Genomic DNA, 24,877 nt, shown 5'->3' with positions numbered 1-24,877 from the left:
AAATTATCCAAATATTTATAGAAATTCGGCACTGTTTCCCCTATGCTTATCTTAGATATCAACTTCACTTTTTGGGAGGTAATGGTATGGCCACAGTTTACGAAGAAATTTTTCATTGGGAGGATTATTTAAAATACGGGACACGCCAATTTTTCAGAAAAAAAGAATGCATTTACCAGCAGGGCAATCTCGGAGAAGGATTTTACTATTTACATAAAGGCCTGGTCCGGATTGTTACCGTAACAGCCGCCGGCAAAGAAAATATGCTTAACATCGTCATACCCAACCAGCTATTAGGAGTCCAGTCACTTGACCAGAACACTCATTTCACAACTGCGATTGCCGTAAAGAATTCAGTCGTCTATCATTTCTCAGCAGACGAATTTCGAAAACTTATGCTTGCCCACCCGGAACTCTTCAAACTCTTTTCCAAAAGCGTCATCCATAAAATGAAAATCCTCTTAGATCGCATAAATATGAATGCGCTTACATCAGAGCAAAAGCTTGCTGCTTTACTCCACAATATCTGTGATGAATTCAAAAATTATGAGATTCCAATCTCACAGCAAGATCTCGCCTGCTGTACAGGCCTGACTAGAATCACCGTCTATAAAGTACTAAAACAATGGCAGGAAGCAGGGATCATTGAGGTAGACAAGCGAAAATACTACATAAAAAAACCAGATTTCCTTAGAAACCTGGTTGGTTAATCTTCATGGGGGTTATGGGCAATCGTCCTGATTTTAGGAAAATCTTTTACGACGATTTTTCGTTTTTGAAGCTCGATGTACCCCTTCTGTTTCCATTTCTGAATGATTTTGTTCACGGTAATTCGGGACGTGCCAATGTATTTTGAAAATGCCGTCTGGTTCATCGAGGCATTTCCGTTTTCCTGAATAAGCTTCAGTAAATAGAAAGCCATCTGCTGCTCAATGGGACTATCCAGGTGAGCGATGATTTCAGCCAGGGTCCTGAATTTGTAAATTAATGAATCGGTATAGATGGCGGCTGCCCCTGGATGATCCTTGCAGATTGCATCAATCGCATCGTTGGAAAAATAGTAAATCGTTGATGGGCAGTTCGTTATCCCGCTTGTCAAATATGCCTCCCCATGAATCCCGTGCTCTCCAAACAACATCCCGGGGGGAACCATGTTGATAATACGCTCATCCCCTTTGTCGGACAAGAGCGTAATCTTTATTTCACCCTTATTCAAATAATAGATTCCCCGACCCGCCTGTCCTTGATGATAGACCACTTTATTCTTCCTAAACTCGAACACCTGCCCGTATGACAAATATGGCTCCCATTGGTGACGGAGGTAGTCCACACAATCACCTTCCTCTATTCATGCAGTTGTAAAATTTTTATTATTTAGATAATTATAACATTTATTGAAATGTACTGGACGACTAATCCGATTCTTTCAGAAGAAGAAATAAAGGAGATGTTGGAGTGAAGCTCATCTCTACCTAATCCGTAAAACACAACATGGAAAAAGGGACGTATCCCACCTTTGGCAAAGTGAGATACGTCCCTATTTAGCTATTAAACAAGGAACTGTCGCATTTCTTCATCTGTTAAATCTTTTGGTTGAACACCGTGTTCTTTGCAGTATTTGTCCAATGCCCTTATTTTCACTTTCGGGGATTCGACGGGTGCTGGGAATGCAAATACCCCATCAGGAAAATCATGATCAAATTTCTCGACATCTTTATGCATTCTATCACTCCTGGTTATAGTATGCCCTCCTGGAATTTTTTTAAAATATCTTGATTTCAACTTGGTTCCTGCCACCATACTACACCTCCCGAAAAGTATATTTTTACAAGCCTTTCAGCTGCAATGTCATCAAACATGAAATGCTGCCCATATGTCAGTCGAGCTCCCAGACTCTCATAAAAGGGATATTTGCTGCTTTTGGATGTGAGACCAACATACCCGTCATACCCTTTTTCAATACTGTACCAACAAGCAAACGCTAAGAGAACTCTTCCAACATTTATATATGAGCGCTCTTGGTTAAGTACACCTTTTATAAACTTCTTATTTTGTGGTGAAGATTCAATAATATCTACATCTACACAAAGGAAGTCTTCATCTGGGTTTTCTTTCAAGGCAATAAGACCCTCTACAATATCTGGATTATGGTCAGTAACTAATCCGAAAACCTTAAAATCATGCGATATCGGATAAAGCCAATTAAATTCCCAACCATAATCAGGAAGGTACCTATTATCCTTTACCTCTTCTTTTCCCACTTCTCGAAAATAATAATCAACGGGACTGTTTGTAGCTGCATTTAATAACATAGCTCAGATCGCTTTCGTTTGATTGTCATTCTATTATACCATAAATCGTCTAATCTACATGTTTTATTTAGAAAATTCAGTAAAATGATCAAGGGGTTCAAGTGGGAGCTTAGGGGAGCACGGGGACGGTTCTCCTGCTTCCTTTTTGCCCACTCTAACACCTCACGCAACTCCCCCCACTAACCCTCTCCCTCCCAATCAATCCCCCATCCTCCACCACACCCACCATATCCATCATCACCGCAAACCCCTGATCCACCCCACTCAACACCCCAGCCTCTTTACACCCTTCCCACAACTCCCGATAACTCACCAACTCATACCCATCCCCACGCCGCTCCCGCTCCTCACCCAACAATCCCATCAACACTACATACACCTTCAAACTCTCAATTCGAAAATTCAACTCATTCCCCTTCGCATACTCCGTCACCAACATCCCAATCCCTCCCCTCTTCATTATTTAATCCTTAGCCAAGGGTCCCCTGGCTAACTTCACTTTGCACATTACAATAAACACAGTTACCATAAACATATACATAAAACGTGGAGGGATCACTTGAAGAAACTAATTGTTATTTTACTATGTTGTACGCTCCCATTCTTGCTACTAGGCTGTGCAGATGAAGAAACAGTAGAGGAGATCTCTAATAATGAGTTAATAGTGAAACACTGGAGTAAATTAGGTCAAGACAGAAAAACTAATATTGTTAAAGAGATTTTTGAAGAAGAGAGAATCAATATGAGTAACGAAAACTATCAAGATAACAAATCATCCATTATCTCATTATTTGATAAAGCATTAGAAAAAACTCCATACCAAGAAAACAATCTAAAAAAATCAATGAAAGAGTTTTATAAAGATAGAAAAATAACAGAAGAGGCAAATTGACTTTTTTATAGTTTTCAAAATTAGAACCCTTCACAGCAAACGGACCTGTCCCCCCGCCCTACTCAAACCGAAGCAACAGAACCGTCCCCCTGCTTCATCTTGATTATCTTCACCAGCTCCCTGAACTCTCCCGAAGTCATGCCTCCGTCACAATCTCCTCAAGCCCGTCCAAGAAGTCATCCATGTCCTGCATCGATTCCCGAGGAGAAACGTACGCCTCAAGGGCCTTCTCCAAATACTTCGGACTGTTGATCGTCAGCTTCGGATTAATGCTCTCCTGCTTGTCAAACTGCTCATCCATAAATCGAATCAACTCATCCGTCGACAACTCGCTCAAACTGATCCGCTCCATCGCCACGTGATCCATCGGGGTTAACAGAAAGCCTTGTCCTCTCCTGCCAACGAAATGTCCAATCAGCGCCTGCAGCCTATTTACATCCTTAGTGTCTCTAGTGGCAGTGGTGTTGATGTTGTTGTTCTCTAAGATCTCTTCTTTCTCTAAGTTCTTAAGTCTGTTTGCAGGTTCTCTCCGCACCTGTTTCACATCCTTTTCGCCGCACGAAGACATCCCGGAACCAGCCCCATCATCAGGCTGGTCACCACCGGATTCCTCACGTTCCTCTTCCTTCTTCGACATCCCCATCCAACTCAAATACTCCCCACAGGCGAAATCCTTCGTCGGTCTCAGCGTAAACACATACCCATGCTCATACTTCTCCGCCTTCAACCACCCACACTTCTCCAACCGCTTAATCGAACGCTGAATCCGCGAATGGGAATACTCATCAATCTTCTTCCCATTATAGAACCACAGATCCTCCCGCAGCTTCCGGAGCGAACGCACATACTGCCTCTCCCCAAGCACCACACCGCCAACCTGAACCCCGCCTTTATGTGTCGCATTCAACAGAACCAACACATACAAACGAAGATCCTCCGGGTGATGAAACGTCTCCATATCCAACATTCCTGTCTCCAACTTTCTCCATCCATTCATTACAATCACTCCTCATTCATTTTGGTTTCACCCTTTATATAGGGGGATGGGAGTGAAAGGGACACCCTTTGGATACATTTTTTATAAAAAAAACATTCGGGTGGGGTCCGAATGTTTGTAGGAGGACATATGAACTTAATGAATACGCCATCCAATCAGAATTCAATGGCATGAAAACACTTGAACTTTCATCTATATAAACTAGACTTAAAGTAATGACTATTTAGAAAGGAGGACCATCTATGCAAAAGAAAACTTTCACATTCAAGCTGTCTGATGACGGATACTATGAACTCCTTAAATACATGCCTTACTTTAGAAAAGTTTACATCTTTGGAAACATAGGTTTATTCGTGATTTCCATAGTATTATTTTTGTACTGGAATCATGAATTTCAAGAATCAGCAAGTACATCGTCTCCAGTGATGTTCGCATTTATATCGCAAGTGATGTTCCCAGCTCTATTGGCGTTCGGTTTATCCCTTGTCGTACACCTTCTGTTGTATTTCTATTTCCGCTTCAGAATCCATGCATTCCTAAAACAATCAGCCCGCCGTTTAAAAGAGAAATACCAGCCAGCAAACGATGAGGACTACATGATTGTGTTTGATCAGGATCAAAAGGCCTTCTTACTTGGAAATCGACAACATAGGATTGGTCAGAATCTAAAAGTAGTATCTACTTCTAGACATCTTCTTTTTTATGATGGGGAGGGGAAGTCTCAGACTAAGTTTTATATTCCTAAGGATGGGAATCAAGAACATCAGGAAAATGTAACTTATATTACGGATTACTTAAAGAAAACCTCCGGAGTACACTATGAAGAAAAAGGAAAAAGACCGTCGTGAATGTTAACTTGATTTATAGGGAAAGAGAATTAAGAGGTTCCCTCCATTCTAAGCTCGATTTCACCTTATTTTGAACATCATTCATTTGTCCAAATAACAAATCCTCCTAAACTTTATTCTTTAAAACAGATGATTTATAATAAAGTTAAATAAATCAAAGTTGGTGATGTAAATGGAACCTATAAGAATTGATCAAGATGATGTAAAAAAAGCAATTCAATCAGGGCATTCATACATCCAAGTCGGCAAACGTAAGTACTTATTAATGGAAGTAGAAGAAGTCAGTCACGATGACGGTTATCAAGTGACAGACTCTGATGAGGAAAAGCAATTATTGAAGGCGTTGGAGGGAGATAATCCCATTCTTTCAGAAGATGAAATTAAGAAGATGTTAGAGAGCTAAACCCATGAAAATAGTGTGGAGAAAGTCGGCAATTTCTTCCCTTATAGCTCTAGACAGATGGAGGCATACTATTGAACTCCAACCGATTGCCACATATCTAAAGGAAACCATTGAGTTCTATTTCATACAACAGGATTTCTCAATTCATATTCCTGGAAGACATGTTCTTATAAAGAAAATGCCTGTTGACCTACGAATGGTATTAATATCTATAGGAAAGTCTGATCCCTATAAAGTCTTCTACAGAATAAAAATGAATCAAATAGAAATCTTTTTAGTTCGTCATCCTCACCAAAAATCAGTTGAGTAATTAGGATATATACTAGTGCTTACAAAAAAGATCCACATCTTCCATTGGAGGTGTGGATCTTTTAATATAAAGTAGTATGTTAAGGGTCAGACACCCATTCATGTGTACGATTTTATTCCGTTAAATGTTGAATAGCGTAATCCGCTTCCTCTTGAGTGAACTGTTCGCCGTATTCAGAAACGAGTTGGTCTCTTATCGCTTCTGGTGACATGGCCATGGAGTCTTGATAACTTTTTGCTTTTTCCAAGGCGTTCTTTTTAAAATCGGCTTTCATTGTCTCGATCGCATATTGTGCTTCTTCCGCAGTGAACTGTTCACCGTACTCTGAAACTAGCTGATCATAGATACCTTGTTTTGACATGTACATCGTATCAGAGTAAGATTCCGCCTTTTTCATAGCGTTGTCCTTCCAATCATATTCAAGCTTTCCCATGGCATACGTAGCCGCTTCCTCGGAAAACTTTTCACCAAACTCTGAAACTAATTGATTATGAATCGCCGCTTTGGACATATTCATGATCTCAGCGTATGTCTTCGCTTTTGTCAAAGCGGATGCATGTTCTGCGGGGACTTCATCTTCCACTTTTGCTTCTTCTTTTTTGGGTTCCTCTGTTTTGGGCTGTTCTGTTTTAGGCTCCTCTTTATTAGGTTCTTCTTTTTTCTCTTCTGACTCTTTTGGCTCAACCGCCACGGGTTCGGTAGCCTCTGACTTGACCTCCTTTTCCTTCGTATCACTCGTCTCAGTCTCATTCCCACCAACAGCTGCTGCAACAATCAGAATCGCAATGACCCAGACCCACCACTTTTTATAGAACGGTTTTTTCTTTTTTGGTGATTCCCCCACTATCTGTACCCCCTCCATATAGTAAGCTTACATAAGTAGTATATTTCCTTAATTTTCAAACATGCAGGGAACCAAGGGGACAGGTTACTTGGCTTCTTTGGCTTCAAAAAAAACACAGCATCCAGGACCGAATGCTGTGTTTTACTTTCACTTCAAATTGATACTTCACTAACCTACTCATAACATTTTTTGAAAACCAATTAAATTTCCCTTGAATTGTAATTATTTTTGTTTTTCTAGTTTAACCTTTGTAGTCGTCCCCAAAGCAGAAACCTCATAACTTAATACTCCATCTTGGTATGTCATAGTTTTAGTATCATCCGAAGATGCAAGCATAGCATTTTCCGTTTTACTATGGTCACTTTCTGAATCCCAAGTATAAGGTTCGTCTGCAGTTGTAGGAGCGGTAAAAGAACCAGCCCAATAAAGAGATTTTGTGTCGCCGTTATCGCTTACCCAGTAGATTTCAATCGTATCATTATTGATTGTAGCAGCTTGATAAGCGTCTGAGGATTTACTATTTGTTTGTTTCCACTCACCTGTTAACTCAGGTATTTGCTTTGAGGTTTTTTCGCTGTTTTCTGAACTTGTTGAACTACACCCAGCAAATAGAACTGTAAGTACTGTAACTAAAAGGGCAATGAATATCGTTTTTTTCATTTTTGGCATCCTCCTACTATTGATTTATGTCGTCATTTTCTGACTCCTATATGTTAGAACTTGAAATGCTATTTTTGTGTCCACATTCTAAAACTTCCAAATAACCTTCTGGAATTAACAGGAGACGGTTTCCTCTGTATGAGAAGAGCGAATTCCGTCCCCACTCACTCCCTAGCTTCCCTGGTACCCTCCACCGTTTATAAACGATTTCAACTCTTCCAGATTCTCACCGTCCATCAGATAAGTCACTCCAAATGTTTCACCTTCTCCACTATGATTTAAAGCAATATCTAAATCGTGGACAATTCTCTTCATATGAATAATTCAGATCCAGACTGGCCGGCTTCCAATCATCCACAGCTGTTTGAGCTTCTGTCTCCCCACCCGTGTCGTCTATATGGGCCGTTCTTACATACTGAAGATGCCCGATTGTGGCGGCAAGCAATCTAACATTCAACAAGTCGCTTGATTTAGGTTTATCCTGAAACCTTAGGAATTCATCGACTTCATTGGATACTTTTTGAGACTTTAAATACCAATCATATTCCTTGTCAAAACCAGCTTCGACCAGAGAATCATCCATAGGCTCCTCCAAAATCCTCTTTAAACTCTCTACGACATTAACGGCTTCTTCCTTATTATCCATGAAGTTTTCCTTCATCTCATTATGAGCTTTATCTTCAATGGACTGGAATTCCTCTTCTACAGTCGCTGCCTTTTCAACGGTCTTTTTTGGTTCAGACGTTTCTTCTGCTGAACATCCGACCAATACTGCACCGATTAACATGGAAGCGGCATATTTCTTGATTTTCACCAAACTAACTTCCTCCTATATTCTCTTTAATTTCAGTAAGCGGATAATACTCCTTAGCCCCAATTCCTCTCTCCATCATCCTCTTAATATAATTCACTTCATTCTCTAGCTGCTCTAACTTATCATCACTCACTTCATAACCTTCAAGAGCTGCGTCCAATTCATCTGGGTAGTAGAATACATACTTCCTTCTTCCAACATAATACTCTACCCGAAAGTCTTTTATTTCCTGGCTCCATTCATAATCCGTGATACGAATGACCTCACCCGTGTACTCAGGATAAATAGAAATACTTTCGAAAATCTCATCAATTTTAGCTTGAATCTCATTTTTCTTGATACCATTTTCTTCATCAACCAATGCCATCAAACTCCCATGAATCTCTTTCCAGGATCCATACAAATCCAAAGTCATTACTTCCATCCAGACATTCTCACTCCACTGATACTTCTCATCAATAACCGTTCCATTCGTGGGATAAATCAATATCCCTCTCAGTTGAAGCTCTTTCTTCTGGTGCATCAAGTATGTAAACAACTGATACATGTTATGGCTGTGAAAAGTAGACTTCCCGAAATTCTCTTGAAATGCATTCTTATAAAATTTAGCGTCAATGATGATTTTCTCCACACCATTATGATGGGTAAGAGAAACATCCGTTTTCATCTGAGGCAGGAAGGACGTGTTTCCTTCGAGCCTCCACCTTAATACTTCCGACGACACTCGATAATCCTTCTGTTCAATTCGGTAAAAATGAAACAGAAACTTTTCAAAGATGCCATTCAAGGCTTTTTCATCTAGTTCCGCGGAAAATAAGCTCCACTTCCCTTGTTTGTGAGACAACAAACTAAGCTCGAATAACATCATAGCGAGGTGAATCATCCGTTTGTAATGCACATTCTGTCTACCAAAATAAATCTGGGAATAAACCTTCTTCGTAAGTTGGATCTCCCCAACCTCATGAAGATAATCCAATTGCATGAAACTCTTCTTCCTCGTCTCTTTTTTTACATATCGATTCACACAGATTGACTGCAGCGTAGCCTTCATCACTTGGTTGAGCAGAATATCGGGCGAATACTCATCCTTTTCACAAACGAGCACCGGCTTTCTCCCGACGAGATAAGGAATGGATTCATTGATAAGCATCCGGCCAGCCAGCCGGTTGGTCACCTCCTGCTTCTCTACATAATCCTTGACGAACCCCCGCCGGTGAAGCCATTCCACTTCCTTAATGAATTGATTGACGATGAAGTCATACGTAATCAGATCTTCATCGACATCGTTCAGACTCTCAATCAGCTCCGGCATGTCATTGACATAGCTTAGAAGGCAGAACAGATTGCGGATGGGTACTTTGAACATCTGGTCCATCTTACAAACCTTCTACAAGTGAGGTAACAGTCTCCGGCCGGTCAAAAAAGTACTCTTCCAAAAGTGGTTGGATCTCGAACATAAGAACTCCTTGATACCAAGCTTCTTCATCCATCTCCTCTGGCTTTCCTGCAAAGAAGGAATGACCAATGGCATACCCTGCACCAAGTTGAAAATCGTTCACAATCTCATCATTGATTTTTGTGACGGTATTCGTGATTCGCTGCATCATGGCTGCCGATACTCCTGTCTCCTGAACGGCTTTATACCACTTTTCATTAAAGGCAGGTTCAAGCGCAATAAAGGCAAACCGACGGCGAAGGGCAACTTCCAGCTGCGCGAGGGAACGGTCGGCCGTATTCATCGTACCGATCAAATACACATTGGAGGGCACTGTAAACTTTTTCTTCGAATAACCCATCGTGACATACTCATCCCGCTTGTCACGCTCAATGAGCATAAATAGCTCTCCAAACACCTTGGACAGATTCCCACGGTTGATTTCATCGATAATGAAATAATAATCCTCACCCGGATTCTCCAATGCCCGCTGGCAGAAATCATAGAACACCCCATACTGAAGGGAAAAGCCATGCTTATCCGGTCTGAACCCCATCACAAAATCTTCATAAGCATAATTCTGGTGGAACTGAACCATTTCGATCCGGGAAGAATCCTTCACTCCCATTAGTGAGTAGGCTAAACGCTTGGACACAAAGGTCTTCCCTACTCCCGGAGGACCCTGCAGGATGATGTTTTTCTTGTACCGTAGAAGGCTGGTGATTTTGTTGTATTGGTCTTCATCTATGAATACTTCCTCAAGGAAATCCTCCGTTGAATAGCTCTCCAGTTCTTCTTCTGGATGGTCATGCATAATCCCGATTGCTTCTTTTAAATTCGGTTTCAATCGCCAGATGAAGTGGTTGCTCTCCTCATATTCCCCGTTAAAAAGAACGCACCAATAGCATTCAGTCCCCTCATCTCTTACTGGCACCTCTATCCCCGTGGCTTCAGTCACCCGTTTCGCCAGATAAACAACCGGGCCATTGAAAGATGATTGATGCTTCCCAAGCGCAGCAGCCAATTGAGAAGCCGTTGCCTCTCCTCCAAGCTCATACATTTTATGTAAATAGACGAGGTCGTTCTCTCCAAACACAGCCTCATTCTGTAAAAGTTCAATCCACTTCTCCGTACTGATTTTGTCTGGTGATGATAAGTAGGAATTCGTCTCTTCCTTAACCTCCTCGGTCTCCGAATCTCTAAATGACCCAATGACGCTCACCATTTTCTTGTGGAGATTATCATAGATGAACGCTGATTCATCCGTTTCTTCTAGAAATTCCCCCTTTAGTTTTTCAGGGTGCTCAGACCCATAAAGCATGCCGTATTTCACGCCGCCATCTTCTACCGAAACAAACAACTGCGGAGCTGTCTTATGGCTGATATGTCCTTTCTCATAAACCGCCAGCCAGCACTCGGAGCAGCCGAAGTTCTGATTCCAGTTAAAGCCGTTCAGCACCTTATCTTCCACAAAATCAAATTCCTTCAGCTCTTCCATATGTCGAATCGCCTCATGAATCTTCCGTTGCTCCTCCTGTACCTTTACTTTCTTATCGGCATAGTAAAGCTGAAATAAGATCGTGAAATTATTCCATGAATTCAGGATATTCGTTTCGTATTTCACCTTCACTTCGTTCTTAATGTCTTCAAGCTCTTCAATTGTCACAGAACCAAACTCGATTATCTTATCGATGACTCTAGACTTGATCAGGTTGACCTTCTGAGAGTTTTTGTACTGGCCTTTCAGAGTTTGCAGACTCTCCGAATCAAACGTAGAGAGAGTGTCCAACAACCTTTGAGGCTCCAACTTGTAGCTGTACAGTTCAGTCGCAATATTATATAAATAATCTACTGCACTTTCCACCTTGATTTGATCATATTGAGTACTGCAAAAGAAGAAATCTTGGATATCAAGAATCGTCAAATCCACGTAACTCTCCTTTAAATGAGTCAACGCAAGCTCACACAGTTGTAAATATGTCTGATAATTTGAGCCGACATTCGAAAGCTTCAAATCAATTCCGTAAGACCGCTTCAAATCCATGAAGACTTCCTGCTTATACAATGGATATTTAGTATAGTCGATTGCCGCCAGAATATATCCGAATAAAGGAGCCCCCAACGATATAGTAGGATTGAATTCCTTCGCCTTCTCCCTGAAAGCTTCAATCCTTTCCTCCAACGGTGCAGAAGCATAAATCAATTCATTTAATAGATCAGCAACCTCATTAGGCCGCTCCTCAGCATACTTCACCAAATCAGTCGTATTGCTCCAATGAACAAAACTTCCAGCAGTCGGATTTTCCTTCTGGAGCTTTCTTGTAATATCTACCACAGTGTAATCAGTGATGTCTTGCTCTCCCATAAAAATGTTTAAACGGGATAGGATATCTTCTTTATATGACTCATCATAAAGAGAGTTGGATTTAAATTGCAGATAACGTTTGAAGGAAATATCTATGTATGAATCTTTTAAAAGTTGGCGTTGAAGTTCTTGATTGGTCATGGAAGGCACCCCTTTGTTTTTTGTTAGTTTAGTAGTTTATAAACCTGATTTTACCAGTAGATGGTTTAGAATGAAACCTGGTTGGATTTTAGTATAAAAAAGAACCCTAACAAATTTGTTAAAGGGTTCTAAATCATATATATTCTTCCTTACTAGCAAGCCTCAGAGTTCCACCTCTATAAGCAAGCACTCTTATTCTTTATAATCTTCCCTGTAAATTAAACTTAGGTCTTCAACTAATAACACGCAGTAAAGTTCATTAAAGTTCACTTAAGATAGATCTTAAATATTCACAAAATTCCTCTTCTGAAGGAAGATAAGATTTAGACCATTTGCTTGCTTGAGGGTTATTAGTTAATACATCTCCAATAATCATTATTTTGGTATCATCTGTTACTTTAACAATTGTTCTGCCAAGAACTCTAGCTATATAATATCTGTTATGATTAAAACCTAGGTTCAAAATTGTTTCTATAATATCCTCAAATAGATCTAAATTCCCATCTATGTTCGGAAGTATATCGAACAAGGTGAAATCTGTAATTTTGTCAGTAAGGGAAAACTCATGGTTACCTTTAATAAGAGACAAATAGTTTTCAACAACCTCAAAAAATTCCTCTTCATAAAATGCCGACATTCCTGCTAAATCAGTATCTTCCATATTTATAAAACTTTGAGTAAATAAAATATAATCTTTAGAATTATTATTAAGTAAATCAGCTATTTCTTTTAAGATACTTTGTTCAAAATTCACCGTGAATTTCTCATATAAATGAGCGAATTGATTAGAAGTTGTCTTTAGAGTATCTTTATTACCCATAAGGAAATTTATTTTGTCTCTCATTTCTTGTATAGAACGGAATCGTCTTCCTTTATCACTTTGAGTGGCTTTCCTTATGATAAATTTCAACCTTGATTCACTTATTTTGTCATTATTTATTGTTACCGGTAAGTCATGAGTAATTATTTCGTATAGTATTTTACCTAAAGAGAATATATCTGCTCTATTATCTACTTGTTTTGAGTCTTGATATTGTTCAGGTGCGGCATAAACATCAGACCCAAGGGCAGCCCGAGTATGAGTTAGCTGAGTATCACTATTTAAAAATTTTCCTAATCCAAAATCTGAGATTTTTAGAATTTCATCGCCCTCTTCTCCATATATCAAGATATTTTCAGGCTTCAAATCCCTGTGAATTATTTCCTTTTCGTGAGCGTATTCAATACCATCTAAAATTTGATTAAAAAAGAATACAGCCATAGAGTCTTCCATATTTCCTAAATGATCTTCTCTATACTCTTTTAGTAACTCCCTGAAATTCTTCCTCGCTAGAGGCATAGTATAATATGCTAGACCTCTTTCATTTTCAGGATCCAGTGAGTCATTCAATTCAAAATTAATTATTGGAATAATATTTTGATGCTTTAGTTGAGTATGTATCCTTATCTCTCTTTCAAATCTTTTGAGATGATCTTCACCCATTTCTTCAGGTTTAAGAACTTTTAATGCTACTAACTCCTCACTATTTAATATTTCTTTAGCTATAAAAACTTTTCCAAATCCCCCTTCACCTATAGGTTCTATTATCTGAAATAAATTTGGTTCAATTCTAATGCTACTCACAAAAATCCTCCTAACAAATCAGCCAATCATATTACTCCTCAATCAAATAATGATACAAAGAACTCTCCAACTCATGCTCCAACAACATATTCATCCGAACAACCGGTAACTCCTTACCGTTCTTATCCAACATGGTCGTCTGTTCCTCACTATTCTCTTCAGGAACAGCCTTTCCAATATAATAAAAATCAGTTCCCTCATCATCATCCTTTTTCACAAACAGGTGTAAATCTAACTCTTGTTGTTTAGCATTAATTATCTTTCTAACCTCTTGAGATTCTAGAGTACGGTTACTCCGTGTGTACCATCTAAACACTTCTTGATTGATAAATTCATCGCCGTAGTTAACACTGGATTCAACATCTTCATTCTTATGATAAGTAACAAAGATCGGACATGTTCCATGCTTAGGCTTATACCCATACATAGTGGAGCTCTCATCATTTAGCCAATTTAATAACTTACATGCGTCTTTACGTGAATATTTTTGGTACAAGGTGAGTTTTTTTGAACAATCGTATGCAATGCTCTTTTCTTCTGCCGTTTTTATCGAGTCATATACTAATGACTTAAAGTATTCATTGCGAGAAAGACTTTCAACGATACGATCATTAAACCGATACTGTTCTCTCTCTTTGACCACGATTGGCTCTTCACCATACTTCTTTACCACTGCTTGAGTAAAGAATGCTAGATCTAATACTCGCTCTACGCCTGTCAAAGTCTCTGCATCCGTTCTACATCCGGCTAAAGACAATTCTTTAACATACTCATCTCTTGCGACTTGTAGTTTATCCAATAGCATCCTTAATAAAACAATCTCATGTCTTCTCTTACCATTTAATACTTCTTGAGAGAGCATCGTTAATACTTCATTTTCATACTTAGACAAAGAAGGTACTTCTTCATTCACTTTTTCCAAGAACGTATGGTAATTCGATTTCATTTCACCCACGATTACACATGGATCAATCGAATTATAGCTAACAAAATCATAAAGATAAGGCACTCGACCAATTTTATTTTTCAATTCTACATAAGCATCTCTTAGTATCTTCATGGAAGTTAACTTCGTATCATTAATTGACTTAAAGATTTGCTTTTTAGCAATCTCTTCAAAGTTTATCGTAGATACGCCTTTGATGTAGCACGTATCCTTTGTATGACGGCGAATATTATCTTTATTTTGAGACCGATCACCGGATAAAGCAACTGGGATCAGGTAGTTATTTTTATAGTTACCAATGAAATCGATGACCGTTACGTACTCTTTACTGTCATGCTTTCTTAGTCCACGTCCTAACTGCTGGATAAAGATAATACTTGATTGCGTTTGTCTTAGCATGACGACTTGATTAATACTTGGGATGTCGACACCTTCATTAAAGATATCCACCGTTATAATATAATCTAATTGTCCATTTTCTAATTCATTGACCTTACTTATTCTTTCCTCTTGAGAATGATTCCCTAATAATGCTACTGTCTTTAGTCCTCTCTCATTCAGGACTTTCGAAAGCTCGATGGCTTCCTCTTTTCGGCTACAGAACATTAACCCTCTTACCTTATCCCCAGAATGACCGTAGTACTTGATCTTCTCTAAGATATGTTCAACTCTCTCATCCGTAACAAGCTTGGATAAAACAGCTGTTTCATCTAATAACTCACCATTGAATTCATAATCAGTTACGCCAAAATAATGAAATGGGCAGAGCATATCTTCTTCAAGTGCTTCCTGCAACCGAATTTCATAAGCGATATTGTAATCAAATAATGAATAGATGTTGAAATCGTCTGTTCTCTCCGGAGTAGCTGTCATCCCCATTAAGAATTGTGGTTTGAAGTACTCCATCACTTTCACATAGGAATCAGCTCCGGCTTTATGTACTTCATCCACTAATACATAATCGAATTCAGCAGGATCAAATTGATTCAGTACATGGTCTTTAGACAATGTCTGGATCGTGGCAAAAAGATACCTCGCATCATTTTGCTTAGAATTTCCTGATAGGATTCCGAAATCTCGATCGATGCCCCCTAATACACTTTGAAAATCCGATTTCGCCTTTTGCAAAATTTGCTCACGATGTACGATAAATAGCATTTTCTGCGGTGCAAATCGTCTTACATCAAAAGCAGATAAATAGGTTTTACCTGTACCAGTGGCTGAAATAACCAATGCCTTGTCCTTGCCTTCTGCTCTCACACTTTGAATACTTTGTAAGGCCGTTTCCTGCATTTGATTAGGAACAATCTCTACTGCATCTTTCAGAGAGTTGACCTGATATTGTACCGGATGCTCAATTACATTCTGGATGTTTGGCAGATTTGTTGTCTGATATATTCTCTCATAATCCTCAATCCATCCAAGAGTCAGGTCGATCGCTTCACCCCATACCTCTTCAAACTGATCAATAAAGTGATGAATGATCTCTCCATTTTCATGTGAATTCAATTTTACATTCCACTCGTAATTTGCTTTTAAAGCCTGTGCAGTTAAATTTGAGCTACCAACAATTAAGGAATAATGCGTACTATGTTTAAATATGTACCCTTTGGCATGAAACCCCTTTAAGTTGGTTAATTTCACTTCAACATTAGAAATTTTCAAGAGCTCTCGGAATACATTGGGCTGATTGAATTGAAGAAAGGTAGATGTAAGAATTCTTCCTTTCATCCCCATTTGTTTAAGATCCCAAAGGAGGGCCTTTAACGTAGCTAAACCACTTTCCGTGATAAAAGCTACTGAAAAAAAGAAATCCTCACAATGACTTAATTCTTCTAGAATGGTAGAAAGAATATTTTTATTATACTTCGCATTATTGATCAACAACTGTGGTTTGTATCGTGTGGATTTCCCGTGTGCATGATCAATAAAACCCTTATAAATTGAGTCCGTTAAGTTTTCAACAAAGTTTGCCATTAAGATCCCCATTCATTTCCAATATGATAGTAAAATTGTAATCTTTATTACCAAGACTGTAAACCATATCCATAAAGAAAAGCTATCCAATGAATGGATAGCTTTCTAGTTATGCATATACCTTTTCTATCTTTTTAATTGCAGGAATATCTGCTGGTGCCCATTCAAGAGTATGTAATTCTTCAGGTGGTAACCACTTAATAGCTGAGTGCTCAGTTAAAACTGGTTCTCCTTCGATTAACTTGCAGTGGTAAGTAGTCAAATGAACAATCCCAAAATCATACTCATGAACGGTATGTTCAATCTTCTCACCAATTTCAATCGAACAGTGCATTTCCTCATGGATTTCTCGTTTTAAAGCTTCTTCAGGCTTTTCACCTTTTTCAATCTTTCCGCCTGGGAACTCCCACAATAATTGCAAAGATTTTTTTGTGCCTCTTTGTGCGCAGAGGATTTTATTATCTCTAAATATGACTGCCCCCACAACATGTATGTTCTTTTTCATATGTTCCTCCTTAAGGAGATATTATAAGAATAGAGTAACATAAGAAATTAAACACCTACAATAATGTCAAATAACTTAAAGCATTAAAATCTAAACTCTATCTAAATAACTCTGCTGTAATTTTGATCAAGGGGCCCAAATTGCATCAAATCCATTTTTAACAGAGTAATCATAAAGCATAATCAATTTCTTCGGATTATAATTCTGCATCTGCTTATTCAACTGGTCACTATTTACTGGGTACAATAACTCTTCATTACGTTCTAATATCCCCTCCAGAAAACCTCTTTCAGGGAGCTTATCACTTTTTGAGCTATTGCACTTATTGCATGCCAAAACAAGGTTCCATATATGATCCGATTGTACAAATGACCACGGAATAAAGTGATCAACGTGTGTTTCTCTCTTTTGTCCAGTCAGTGCCTTATTACAATAAAAACACTGTGCTGAAAAATGTGATAAAAGTATATCCTCAAAAGGTCTTAGCGAAGATCTCTTAGCAATACTTTCTACCTTCCCTAAAAGATAGTTAATGCTAGGGCCGGCATTAAGTTGCTCAATCATTGCGGCCATATGATAATTTGTAAGATTCGTAATGAGTCTTTGATAGTTCAACATGAAAGCATGGACAGCTGGATTGAACCTTAACAGTTCCGTTTTGTGATCAAAGGCATAAAATTGTCCCCTTGTATCACCATATAATGCCCCGAATACATTTATCTTCATAGTTGCTTTAATTTTACTGACTAACTTTAATTGTAGGGAATCAGGTATTTTATCAAAAATCATTTCTGATGGAATTGAATGCTTGCTCTGTTCTTCTATGATAATCGATACCACTCTTGCCGTTTTACCGCTATTTTGATTTGTTAAGTTGTGATGGATGATTAAATTCCAGTACACTTTTGTAAATGTGTATGCGAGTTGGTCATAAGTAACTTTGAAATCCTCATCTATTTGATATAAATTTTCAATCAGTGCTTTGATTAGAGCATATTTATAGGTAGATGACTTTACTGATTTGCTTGAAAGGATAATTGTAAAACCCCTCCAGATCTCTTCATCCGTTAAGTATATCCCTCTTAACTCTCCTACCTTTAGCTTATGACTCATTGGGTCTCATCCTTTTTAATTTAATCCGCTACTTTGTTCAAGAAAATCCTTTTATCGAACCCACCTCTATTATTAGCCTTTTCACGCCGTATAGATTCAATTTCATCTAAAGATGTATTATGAGACTTGGCAAACGCGTGAACAACCTCCATCAGATCAGCCAATTCTTCTATTGCCTCTTCCCTGGATTCTGCATCGTGGTATTCCTCTAATTCTTCAAAGCTCTTTTTCTTCAATTCAATTAGATACTCCTCTTCGGAAAGAACTCTTGTTGTAAAAGCTTTTCCTGTTTCTTCAATGATTTCTGGTATTCTATCCCGCACTAATTTGTTATATGTAGGCATTAAACATTCCTCCAATAGATGTAGTTATCAAACTTAATTAATAATCCGCTTTCCCCTCAGCTACCATACTCACACCTCTAAAAAACTCATTCCCATCATACTCCCGACTACTCTCTTCAAACCGCTCTCTAAAAAACTCCCGAAGCTTAGGATCCGTACAATACACATAGCAGCCCTTCTGCCCACGAGTCATCAACGTCCGATACGTATTACGTATAATCTCATCCGCTACCTTCTCAGATCTCTCTGGATCTTCCTTCAGCATTTTCTTAATACCCTTCAATGAAGAATCAGTCTTAGCTCTTTCAGTGTGATCTGTGATCACCCGTCCGTCTTCATATCTCATGTCATCCCCTATGATCACCCCTACATATTCAAACTCCAGACCCTGGCATGTATGAATACAGCCGGCTTCTTTAACAGAATCAACATCAATGGCCCAGGTGGCTGAATTATCGAGGTTCCAACTCATTTTAAAGTCGTATTCATCAAGAACAATGTCATGATAGTCCGTATTGCTCTTCCCCTCTTTGTCCCAGTTCCAACAGTAGCCTGCAACCATACGGGATTTGTTGGTGGCATTATTTCTCTCAATTTCGCTTCTCAGTTCATTCGGATCGTTGAAAACCCGGAAATCATACTGTCTGCCAATATAATGAGCATTTGCTGTTGTTCTGATTTGAAGAACGTCATCAAGCCATGCTAAGTAACCATCGGAGCCACTGCAGCGAAATTGAGATTCGAGGTTCATGATTGTGATCGGTGCATTGTTTTCTTTGGCAAATCGTTCAATTTCTTTAAGACTTCCATGATCCTTTAACGTGACCCGCTGCCTTTCATCAATGAAAAAGATGGATAGTTTCGATGCTTCGATGATTTCCTTTGTTTGATTTTCACCGAGGTGCTGAAACATCCCTGACTTCAGATTCAGTCGGTGGGCTTCATCCACGATTAGCGCATCGAACTCATCCCTGGGAGCATCGAAGTAGCTTCCGGATCCCTTAAACAAATTATCAATATGTCCCTTTTTAAAATCTTTTTTCAGTTTGGTAGAATAAATGTTTCGTGGTGCTGCGTTTTTCGTGACGTACTGACAGACCATGCTGAGATTGGTAAGGTGGACCAATAGATTGATAGCGAGAACCGATTTCCCGGTACCCGGACCACCCTGCACGACCAGTACCTGCTTTGTATTGGTGCGGAGGGCTTCCTTCGCTAAATGGATGGCCTCTTCATACACCACCTTCTGATCATCAATCATCACAAACTCGTCGTTCCCCTTCAGCATCTGATTCAATGAATCCTGAAGAGACTTCGAGGGCCTGATTCGACCGTTCTCTATTTTATAAAGATTCTCCTTATTGTCCCCGACCTGGATATAACGCTTAATGAAGTCCCGCAGCTTCTTCGCCTGCCCCTTCACAAAGACCGGAGCCTGTTCCAAATAGTATTCATAGACAGGGTCCGTCAGGGGATCCTGTTCCCCTTGATTCAAGTAATTATGTAAATACGCACAAGGATACAGCTCCATCTCTGCGTTTTGAGCATTCTCATTGTAATCCTTGATGAGCGATGCATACGACCACGCCTGGTAGGACGGATGTGTCGTCTCCACCAGCCCTCGATTCATCGCCGTCTTCACAATCGCTTCCTTCCCCCTGATCACCTCAACCGATTCCCACTGCTTCAGCTCCACAATCACGATGGAATTCTTCTCACCATCCTTACCTGAAATTAACAAATCCACCCGGCGCGACGTATGCGGAATCTTGAACTCGATTGCCACCCCTGCGTCACTAGGAATCTCCGGATCATTCAGAACACGATACATATACTGCATCGAATTATCCCAAGAACGCACTTCCCGCTCATTTATCTTCCCAATCTTCGACGTGTAATTGCTGCATATATTATTGACAAGTTCATCATGGAAAACGTCTTCCAGGAATTCTTGTTTAGTAGCCTCATATACGATCATATTCGTCAGCCTTTCGTGTAGCAGTATATTCCTATTATTTAGTTAAATTTTGGATTTAGCAAGGGGAGGGCTAATTTTTTACCCAATCTTTCAAACTTCCGGAAATCTGTAAATAAACCAAAAAAACTTCAGAATTATCCATTTAATGTAATATTTTGACGACTTGTCCGTTTATCGCCATTTTTCACCACTTGATAATGGTTGTAAAAGGGGTCAAATCATTGGATAAACCATTGACAGAACGGCAATTATACGGGAAATACATATCCATTTTATTAAGATTAAGAAGAGACGAAATGGGCTATACTCAGGCAGAATTGGAAGAAAAGGCAGGACTGGCTCGAACCACGATAAGTATGATTGAACGCGGTAAACGAACCCCTGAATCCTATACCCTATCAAAAATTGCAATGGCCTTGGAAATCAGCGTAGATCGCTTAAATGAAGAAGTGTGGGAGAACGTGAGGGAAAATAGAGACAATGATTCTTCTACATAAATAACTTTAGTCTACAATTTAAACGATAGAGGTGGTTGAGATCAAGAAGCAGGAATTCGTTTTAATGAAGGATAAGCAAGTTTATAATTTTGTGATTGTTGGGTTTGATGATAGGAACTCTTATGGCGAGGTTTATTTTACGGAGAATGATCGGACGACTTCTATTTTTAGAGGTTCTGATGTGAAGGAAGTTATTAAGATAGCTAAGAGAGAAAGCAGCAGCTTACATCGGGAGTGAGCTACTGCTTTCTCTCTTAGTTTTAAATTTTTCTGTGCAACCAGAATGCAGACTTTAGGTTTATTCAAGGGACTCTCACAGTGTTCCCTTTCTATAATTTGCGGTGCATCAGTTTCCTACTTAGCTTATTTTAAATTCATCCTCCTAAATGCTTATAAATTTAAAAACCATAACATATATTGGTAGTAATAAATTCCAATCGTTATAGAGGTGATGCTAAGTGGAAGAATTCAAGCAGCAATTAAAGAACTTATCCAGCCGCATTGAAAGGATAAGAGTGAACATCCATACGGAAGAAGCCACGAAAACGTCGTTGATCATGCCCCTGATCCAAATCCTCGGTTATGATGTTTTTAACCCGGAGGAGCTGGTGCCTGAGTACATAGCTGACGTTGGCATCAAAAAGGGTGAGAAGATCGATTATGCCATCATGCAGAACAATGAACCTGTCATCCTGATTGAAGCAAAAAGTGTCAACGAAATGCTGACAAAGCATGACTCCCAACTATTCAGATACTTTGGAACGACGAAAGCAAAGTTCGCCATATTGACGAACGGAATCGAATATAAATTCTTCACAGATCTAGAAGAACAAAACAGGATGGATCAGAAGCCTTTCTTTGTCTTTGATATGCTTGGGTTGAAAGATGCTGATATCTTTGAGATCGCCAAATTCAGGAAGAATGATTTTGATATTGTTAATGTTTTGACCACCGCCTCTGAGCTTAAATACACAGGAGAAATAAAACAATACCTCCACCTTCAATGGGAAGAACCTTCTGAAGAATTTATTAAAGTAGTCATCAATGACGTCTATCAAGGGATGAAAACGAAGAAAGTCATTGATAACTTCAGGGATTTAGTGAAAAAATCTCTACAGCAGTACGTGAATGAAAAAGTGAGTGATAAGCTGCAGAAAGCTTTGAACTCCTCAACTGAAAATACAGAAGTAGCAGGCACTGATCCAGATATAGAGGCAGAAAAGGAAAAAGGATCTCCAGAGAAAATCTCAAATGAAGAGATTGAAACAACTGAAGAAGAAATTGAAGGGTATGTCCTGATTAAGCTGATACTGAAAGAAAAAGTGGATCCTGCAAGAGTCTTCTATCGAGACAACAAAAGCTATTTCAACGTACTATTGGACGACAGCATTCGAAAATGGATCTGCAGATTAGGATTCAATGGCCCCACTAAATACATCCAGCTGAATGATGAAAAACGGACGAATATTAAAATAGATTCAGTGAATGACATATTGGAATATAAAGAAGAAATTATGGCGGTGGCTGGGCAGTTTGAATCGGTTCCCAGTAAATGAAGAAAGCAGGGTGACGGTTCTGATGCTTCCTGAAAATGTAAAAAGAAGCACCAGATCCGTCCCGGTGGTTTCATGAACATCAGAAAACCGCTGGATAATATTTATATTAACTTATAAAGGCAGTTGGTTTATTAAATAGCAAAAGGACAAGGTTCCTCCCTTGTCCTTTTACTATTCATTATTTGGATATTCCCTCAAATAACTCGTTTACTCAAGCACCATTTAATAGGAAACGCTGGGCATTTCTCTAGCTTCAGTGTTGCATACTTAGAAGAGGTCCATCCACCTCCTAATAAGCCTTAATCCCAAACACCAAAAGCTTCTTAGGTAAAATATCATCCAAGTTCAAAATATCAGTGTCATTCAACTCAATTAAATTAAATCCATATTTATTGTAAACTCGTAATTTCTCTTGTTTCCTAGCTGAGTATTTCGGTTCATCTTCGAGTCCCCAATATTCTATGTACACTTTACCAACGGGCAGGTAGAAATCCGTGTATACGTCTTCTTCTACAGGCAATTTCCTTTCGTACGCATGTGCAATTTCAGACATGTATAGCCAATTATCAATTAACATCTCCGCGCGTGACCTAACATAGTGTCCATCAGTTGCCCTGTGTTTTGCTTCGAACTTTTCTCTAAACTCTACAGGGTTGTGTTGGGCTGACTCTGATTGTGTTGCAGTCCCATTCCCCTGAAGCTCTTTAATTGTTTCTACTAACCTTCTATTCTGCAAAATACTATTTGGCCAATTTACATAAGGGACACCTGTTCTATCATATTCAAGTTGTTTTCCACCCAAACTTAAACCAAGCTTTGTTACGGTCCAACCTTTTAGACCCTTTTGAACAAAGCCAAGTTCCGAAAGGATTGGATTCATTTTTAGTTTTGATACCCCAAATTGCTTACTTAGGGTAGTAGCATTTAAAAGTGTATCATTACGTTCGGTTTTAAACATGCTATGATCAATTATGTCTTCCTTCCAAGCAATGTACTCTCCAACTCTTGGATGTTTTTTAATTGTGCCCCCTATTTGCTTTCTTTTTTCAGTTAGCACCCAATTCTCATCCACTCTGTTAATGAACCCATTTATAAGAAATATATTAAACATTTCTTTTACATTTAGTTTTAATTCCTTCGAAAGTGCAGTTGTTGAAACATATTTCACTTTATCAGTTGTACTCATCATATCCCCCATTTACCATTATATGATAATTATATAGTACTTATTAATTATTGAAAGAGCAATTGATATGGGGAAAATCATTTTTTAACAATGATTTTGTATATACGTCTTCTATTCACCGGATAAACTATTAACTTTATAGAAGTATTCCTAAGCAGGTAGTTTAAATTAAGGAATCGTGGGGACTTTTATTCACCTTACCTTTTCAATATATATAGCTCATCAAAAGTACAAGAACTTTGGTCAGCCGTTTAAAATGATCCAAGGGATTATCGGCTGGGTATGGTTCCCCATCCATCTTTGATCACAACCAGATATCCTCATCCACGAGCATTTCCTTATACTACAGATTATTGAAATACATTATAACCCATTTATATGTAATATTATGGTAACATAAAAGGAGTATTTTACTAGTACAGAATGAAACGAGGAATCACTTATGTCTATAGCAGAAAGAGATTACTGGAATGATGACCGGTATAGACCTAAAAGCAAGAAAGCTCCCAAATGGTCATTTGGGGTTATCGGATTCATCCTACTGGCGTTGTTTGCCAGTGGCTTACCAATGAAAATCTACAACGAAATCAATATCCATCAGGAACAAAAAATACGAAGCTACCTGCAGGAGCGCGAGCAATACTTAAGTTCCAGTGACCAAAGCTTTAAACAACTAATGACCAAGATCACCGCTTCTAACGGTAATCTTTCATCCCTGACAATCGATATCCATGAAACGAATATGACGTTAACGCAAAATTACCAGAAGCTCATCGATTTACGTCCTCCCCGCGCTTTCAAGGAGCTTCACGACAAAACCATCGAGCTGTACGTCATCAAACAGGCAGCCGTCGATTTTCTGGTATCATCAGCAAATACCAATACCTATCATTCTGAAATACTATCGACTTATATAGAAGAAAGTAATCGAAAGATGAGTGAGTTACGACCTCTTATGATTGAAGGATTGCAGAAAGCAGACATGCGATACCGTATCGAGCAGGATGGGACGTTGAAGTATTGGGCGAAGGATCATTTTTCGCGGAGTTTGGAGTAATGGGGCATCCATGAGAATAAGATTAATTGAACAGGGATCTATTCTAATTTAATGAGAAAAGGGGTCAATTTTC

Annotated in this window: 24 protein-coding genes; 7 read left to right on the top strand and 17 right to left on the bottom strand. The window is 39.0% G+C overall.

Features of this window, described 5'->3' with window-relative positions:
- Positions 1-86 precede the first annotated feature (86 nt).
- Positions 87-710 carry a Crp/Fnr family transcriptional regulator gene (locus FGG79_RS03070; protein WP_138776283.1) on the top strand — a complete coding sequence of 208 codons (624 nt, stop codon included), beginning with the start codon at positions 87-89 and terminating at the stop codon, positions 708-710.
- Here FGG79_RS03070 and FGG79_RS03065 read toward each other — a convergent pair.
- From FGG79_RS03065 to FGG79_RS03050, 4 genes are all read right to left on the bottom strand, one after another.
- The gene (locus FGG79_RS03065; protein ID WP_276607958.1) at positions 707-1,282 is read right to left on the bottom strand and encodes a Crp/Fnr family transcriptional regulator; all 576 of its coding nucleotides are present in this window, start codon (positions 1,280-1,282) and stop codon (positions 707-709) included. The two genes, FGG79_RS03070 and FGG79_RS03065, sit on opposite strands and share 4 nt — an antisense overlap.
- Before the next feature lie 266 nt (positions 1,283-1,548).
- On the bottom strand, positions 1,549-1,722 hold the full coding sequence (locus FGG79_RS03060; RefSeq protein ID WP_240794186.1) for a hypothetical protein: 174 nt from the start codon (positions 1,720-1,722) through the stop codon (positions 1,549-1,551).
- Between the two features lie 56 nt (positions 1,723-1,778).
- Positions 1,779-2,312, bottom strand: coding sequence for a hypothetical protein (locus FGG79_RS03055; RefSeq protein WP_138776280.1), 534 nt, complete (start codon positions 2,310-2,312; stop codon positions 1,779-1,781).
- 154 nt (positions 2,313-2,466) lie between these two features.
- Positions 2,467-2,751, bottom strand: a complete 285-nt coding sequence (locus tag FGG79_RS03050) for a hypothetical protein (protein WP_138776279.1) — start codon at positions 2,749-2,751, stop codon at positions 2,467-2,469.
- 120 nt (positions 2,752-2,871) lie between these two features.
- On the opposite strand from FGG79_RS03050, the gene FGG79_RS03045 reads away from it, so the two are divergent.
- Entirely contained in the window at positions 2,872-3,204 is a 333-nt protein-coding gene (locus tag FGG79_RS03045) for a hypothetical protein (protein ID WP_138776278.1), read from the top strand.
- Between the two features lie 136 nt (positions 3,205-3,340).
- On the opposite strand, the gene FGG79_RS03040 is transcribed toward FGG79_RS03045, so the two are convergent.
- Positions 3,341-4,201, bottom strand: a complete 861-nt coding sequence (locus FGG79_RS03040; protein ID WP_138776277.1) for a hypothetical protein — start codon at positions 4,199-4,201, stop codon at positions 3,341-3,343.
- 242 nt (positions 4,202-4,443) lie between these two features.
- On the opposite strand from FGG79_RS03040, the gene FGG79_RS03035 reads away from it, so the two are divergent.
- Entirely contained in the window at positions 4,444-5,049 is a 606-nt protein-coding gene (locus FGG79_RS03035) for a hypothetical protein (RefSeq protein WP_138776276.1), read from the top strand.
- A gap of 172 nt (positions 5,050-5,221) precedes the next feature.
- Positions 5,222-5,452: a hypothetical protein gene (locus FGG79_RS03030; RefSeq protein WP_138776275.1), complete on the top strand. Its 231-nt coding sequence runs from the start codon at positions 5,222-5,224 to the stop codon at positions 5,450-5,452.
- Between the two features lie 422 nt (positions 5,453-5,874).
- Here the strand turns inward: FGG79_RS03030 and FGG79_RS03025 are convergent, their stop codons facing one another.
- The 11 genes from FGG79_RS03025 to FGG79_RS02975 all read right to left on the bottom strand — a co-directional run bounded on the left by FGG79_RS03025 (position 5,875) and on the right by FGG79_RS02975 (position 20,508).
- Positions 5,875-6,606, bottom strand: coding sequence for an Ltp family lipoprotein (locus FGG79_RS03025; RefSeq protein WP_138776274.1), 732 nt, complete (start codon positions 6,604-6,606; stop codon positions 5,875-5,877).
- A gap of 222 nt (positions 6,607-6,828) precedes the next feature.
- Positions 6,829-7,266, bottom strand: coding sequence for a hypothetical protein (locus FGG79_RS03020; protein ID WP_138776273.1), 438 nt, complete (start codon positions 7,264-7,266; stop codon positions 6,829-6,831).
- Between the two features lie 271 nt (positions 7,267-7,537).
- A complete protein-coding gene (locus FGG79_RS03015) occupies positions 7,538-8,083 on the bottom strand; it encodes a hypothetical protein (protein ID WP_138776272.1) in 546 nt (181 codons plus the stop codon).
- 1 nt (position 8,084) lies between these two features.
- Positions 8,085-9,455: an McrC family protein gene (locus tag FGG79_RS03010; RefSeq protein ID WP_138776271.1), complete on the bottom strand. Its 1,371-nt coding sequence runs from the start codon at positions 9,453-9,455 to the stop codon at positions 8,085-8,087.
- Position 9,456: 1 nt separating this feature from the next.
- Positions 9,457-12,021: an AAA family ATPase gene (locus FGG79_RS03005; RefSeq protein ID WP_138776270.1), complete on the bottom strand. Its 2,565-nt coding sequence runs from the start codon at positions 12,019-12,021 to the stop codon at positions 9,457-9,459.
- A 259-nt stretch (positions 12,022-12,280) separates the two neighbouring features.
- Positions 12,281-13,645, bottom strand: a complete 1,365-nt coding sequence (locus tag FGG79_RS03000) for a serine/threonine protein kinase (protein WP_171050771.1) — start codon at positions 13,643-13,645, stop codon at positions 12,281-12,283.
- Positions 13,646-13,676: 31 nt separating this feature from the next.
- Entirely contained in the window at positions 13,677-16,568 is a 2,892-nt protein-coding gene (locus FGG79_RS02995) for a DEAD/DEAH box helicase (RefSeq protein WP_138776268.1), read from the bottom strand.
- 109 nt (positions 16,569-16,677) lie between these two features.
- Entirely contained in the window at positions 16,678-17,073 is a 396-nt protein-coding gene (locus FGG79_RS02990) for a (deoxy)nucleoside triphosphate pyrophosphohydrolase (protein ID WP_138776267.1), read from the bottom strand.
- Between the two features lie 126 nt (positions 17,074-17,199).
- Positions 17,200-18,186: an HNH endonuclease gene (locus FGG79_RS02985; RefSeq protein ID WP_138776266.1), complete on the bottom strand. Its 987-nt coding sequence runs from the start codon at positions 18,184-18,186 to the stop codon at positions 17,200-17,202.
- 20 nt (positions 18,187-18,206) lie between these two features.
- Positions 18,207-18,530: a nucleoside triphosphate pyrophosphohydrolase gene (locus FGG79_RS02980; protein ID WP_138776265.1), complete on the bottom strand. Its 324-nt coding sequence runs from the start codon at positions 18,528-18,530 to the stop codon at positions 18,207-18,209.
- Between the two features lie 37 nt (positions 18,531-18,567).
- Entirely contained in the window at positions 18,568-20,508 is a 1,941-nt protein-coding gene (locus tag FGG79_RS02975) for a DUF2075 domain-containing protein (protein ID WP_138776264.1), read from the bottom strand.
- 221 nt (positions 20,509-20,729) lie between these two features.
- On the opposite strand from FGG79_RS02975, the gene FGG79_RS02970 reads away from it, so the two are divergent.
- Positions 20,730-21,005: a helix-turn-helix domain-containing protein gene (locus FGG79_RS02970; RefSeq protein ID WP_240794185.1), complete on the top strand. Its 276-nt coding sequence runs from the start codon at positions 20,730-20,732 to the stop codon at positions 21,003-21,005.
- Positions 21,006-21,463: 458 nt separating this feature from the next.
- Positions 21,464-22,561, top strand: coding sequence for a type I restriction endonuclease (locus FGG79_RS02965; RefSeq protein ID WP_138776262.1), 1,098 nt, complete (start codon positions 21,464-21,466; stop codon positions 22,559-22,561).
- Positions 22,562-22,850: 289 nt separating this feature from the next.
- Here FGG79_RS02965 and FGG79_RS02960 read toward each other — a convergent pair whose 3' ends face one another.
- Positions 22,851-23,747 (bottom strand): glycerol kinase, encoded by an 897-nt coding sequence (locus FGG79_RS02960; RefSeq protein ID WP_138776261.1) that lies wholly within the window; start codon positions 23,745-23,747, stop codon positions 22,851-22,853.
- Positions 23,748-24,189: 442 nt separating this feature from the next.
- Here FGG79_RS02960 and FGG79_RS02955 point away from each other — a divergent pair, with 442 nt between their 5' ends.
- Complete coding sequence (locus FGG79_RS02955; protein WP_138776260.1) at positions 24,190-24,804, top strand: hypothetical protein; 615 nt, start codon at positions 24,190-24,192, stop codon at positions 24,802-24,804.
- The last annotated feature ends 73 nt before the right edge of the window (positions 24,805-24,877 follow it).

The organism is Bacillus sp. BHET2 (assembly GCF_005938125.1).
GTDB lineage: Bacteria > Bacillota > Bacilli > Bacillales > Bacillaceae_B > Rossellomorea.
This window is presented reverse-complemented; position numbering and strand designations above follow the sequence as displayed.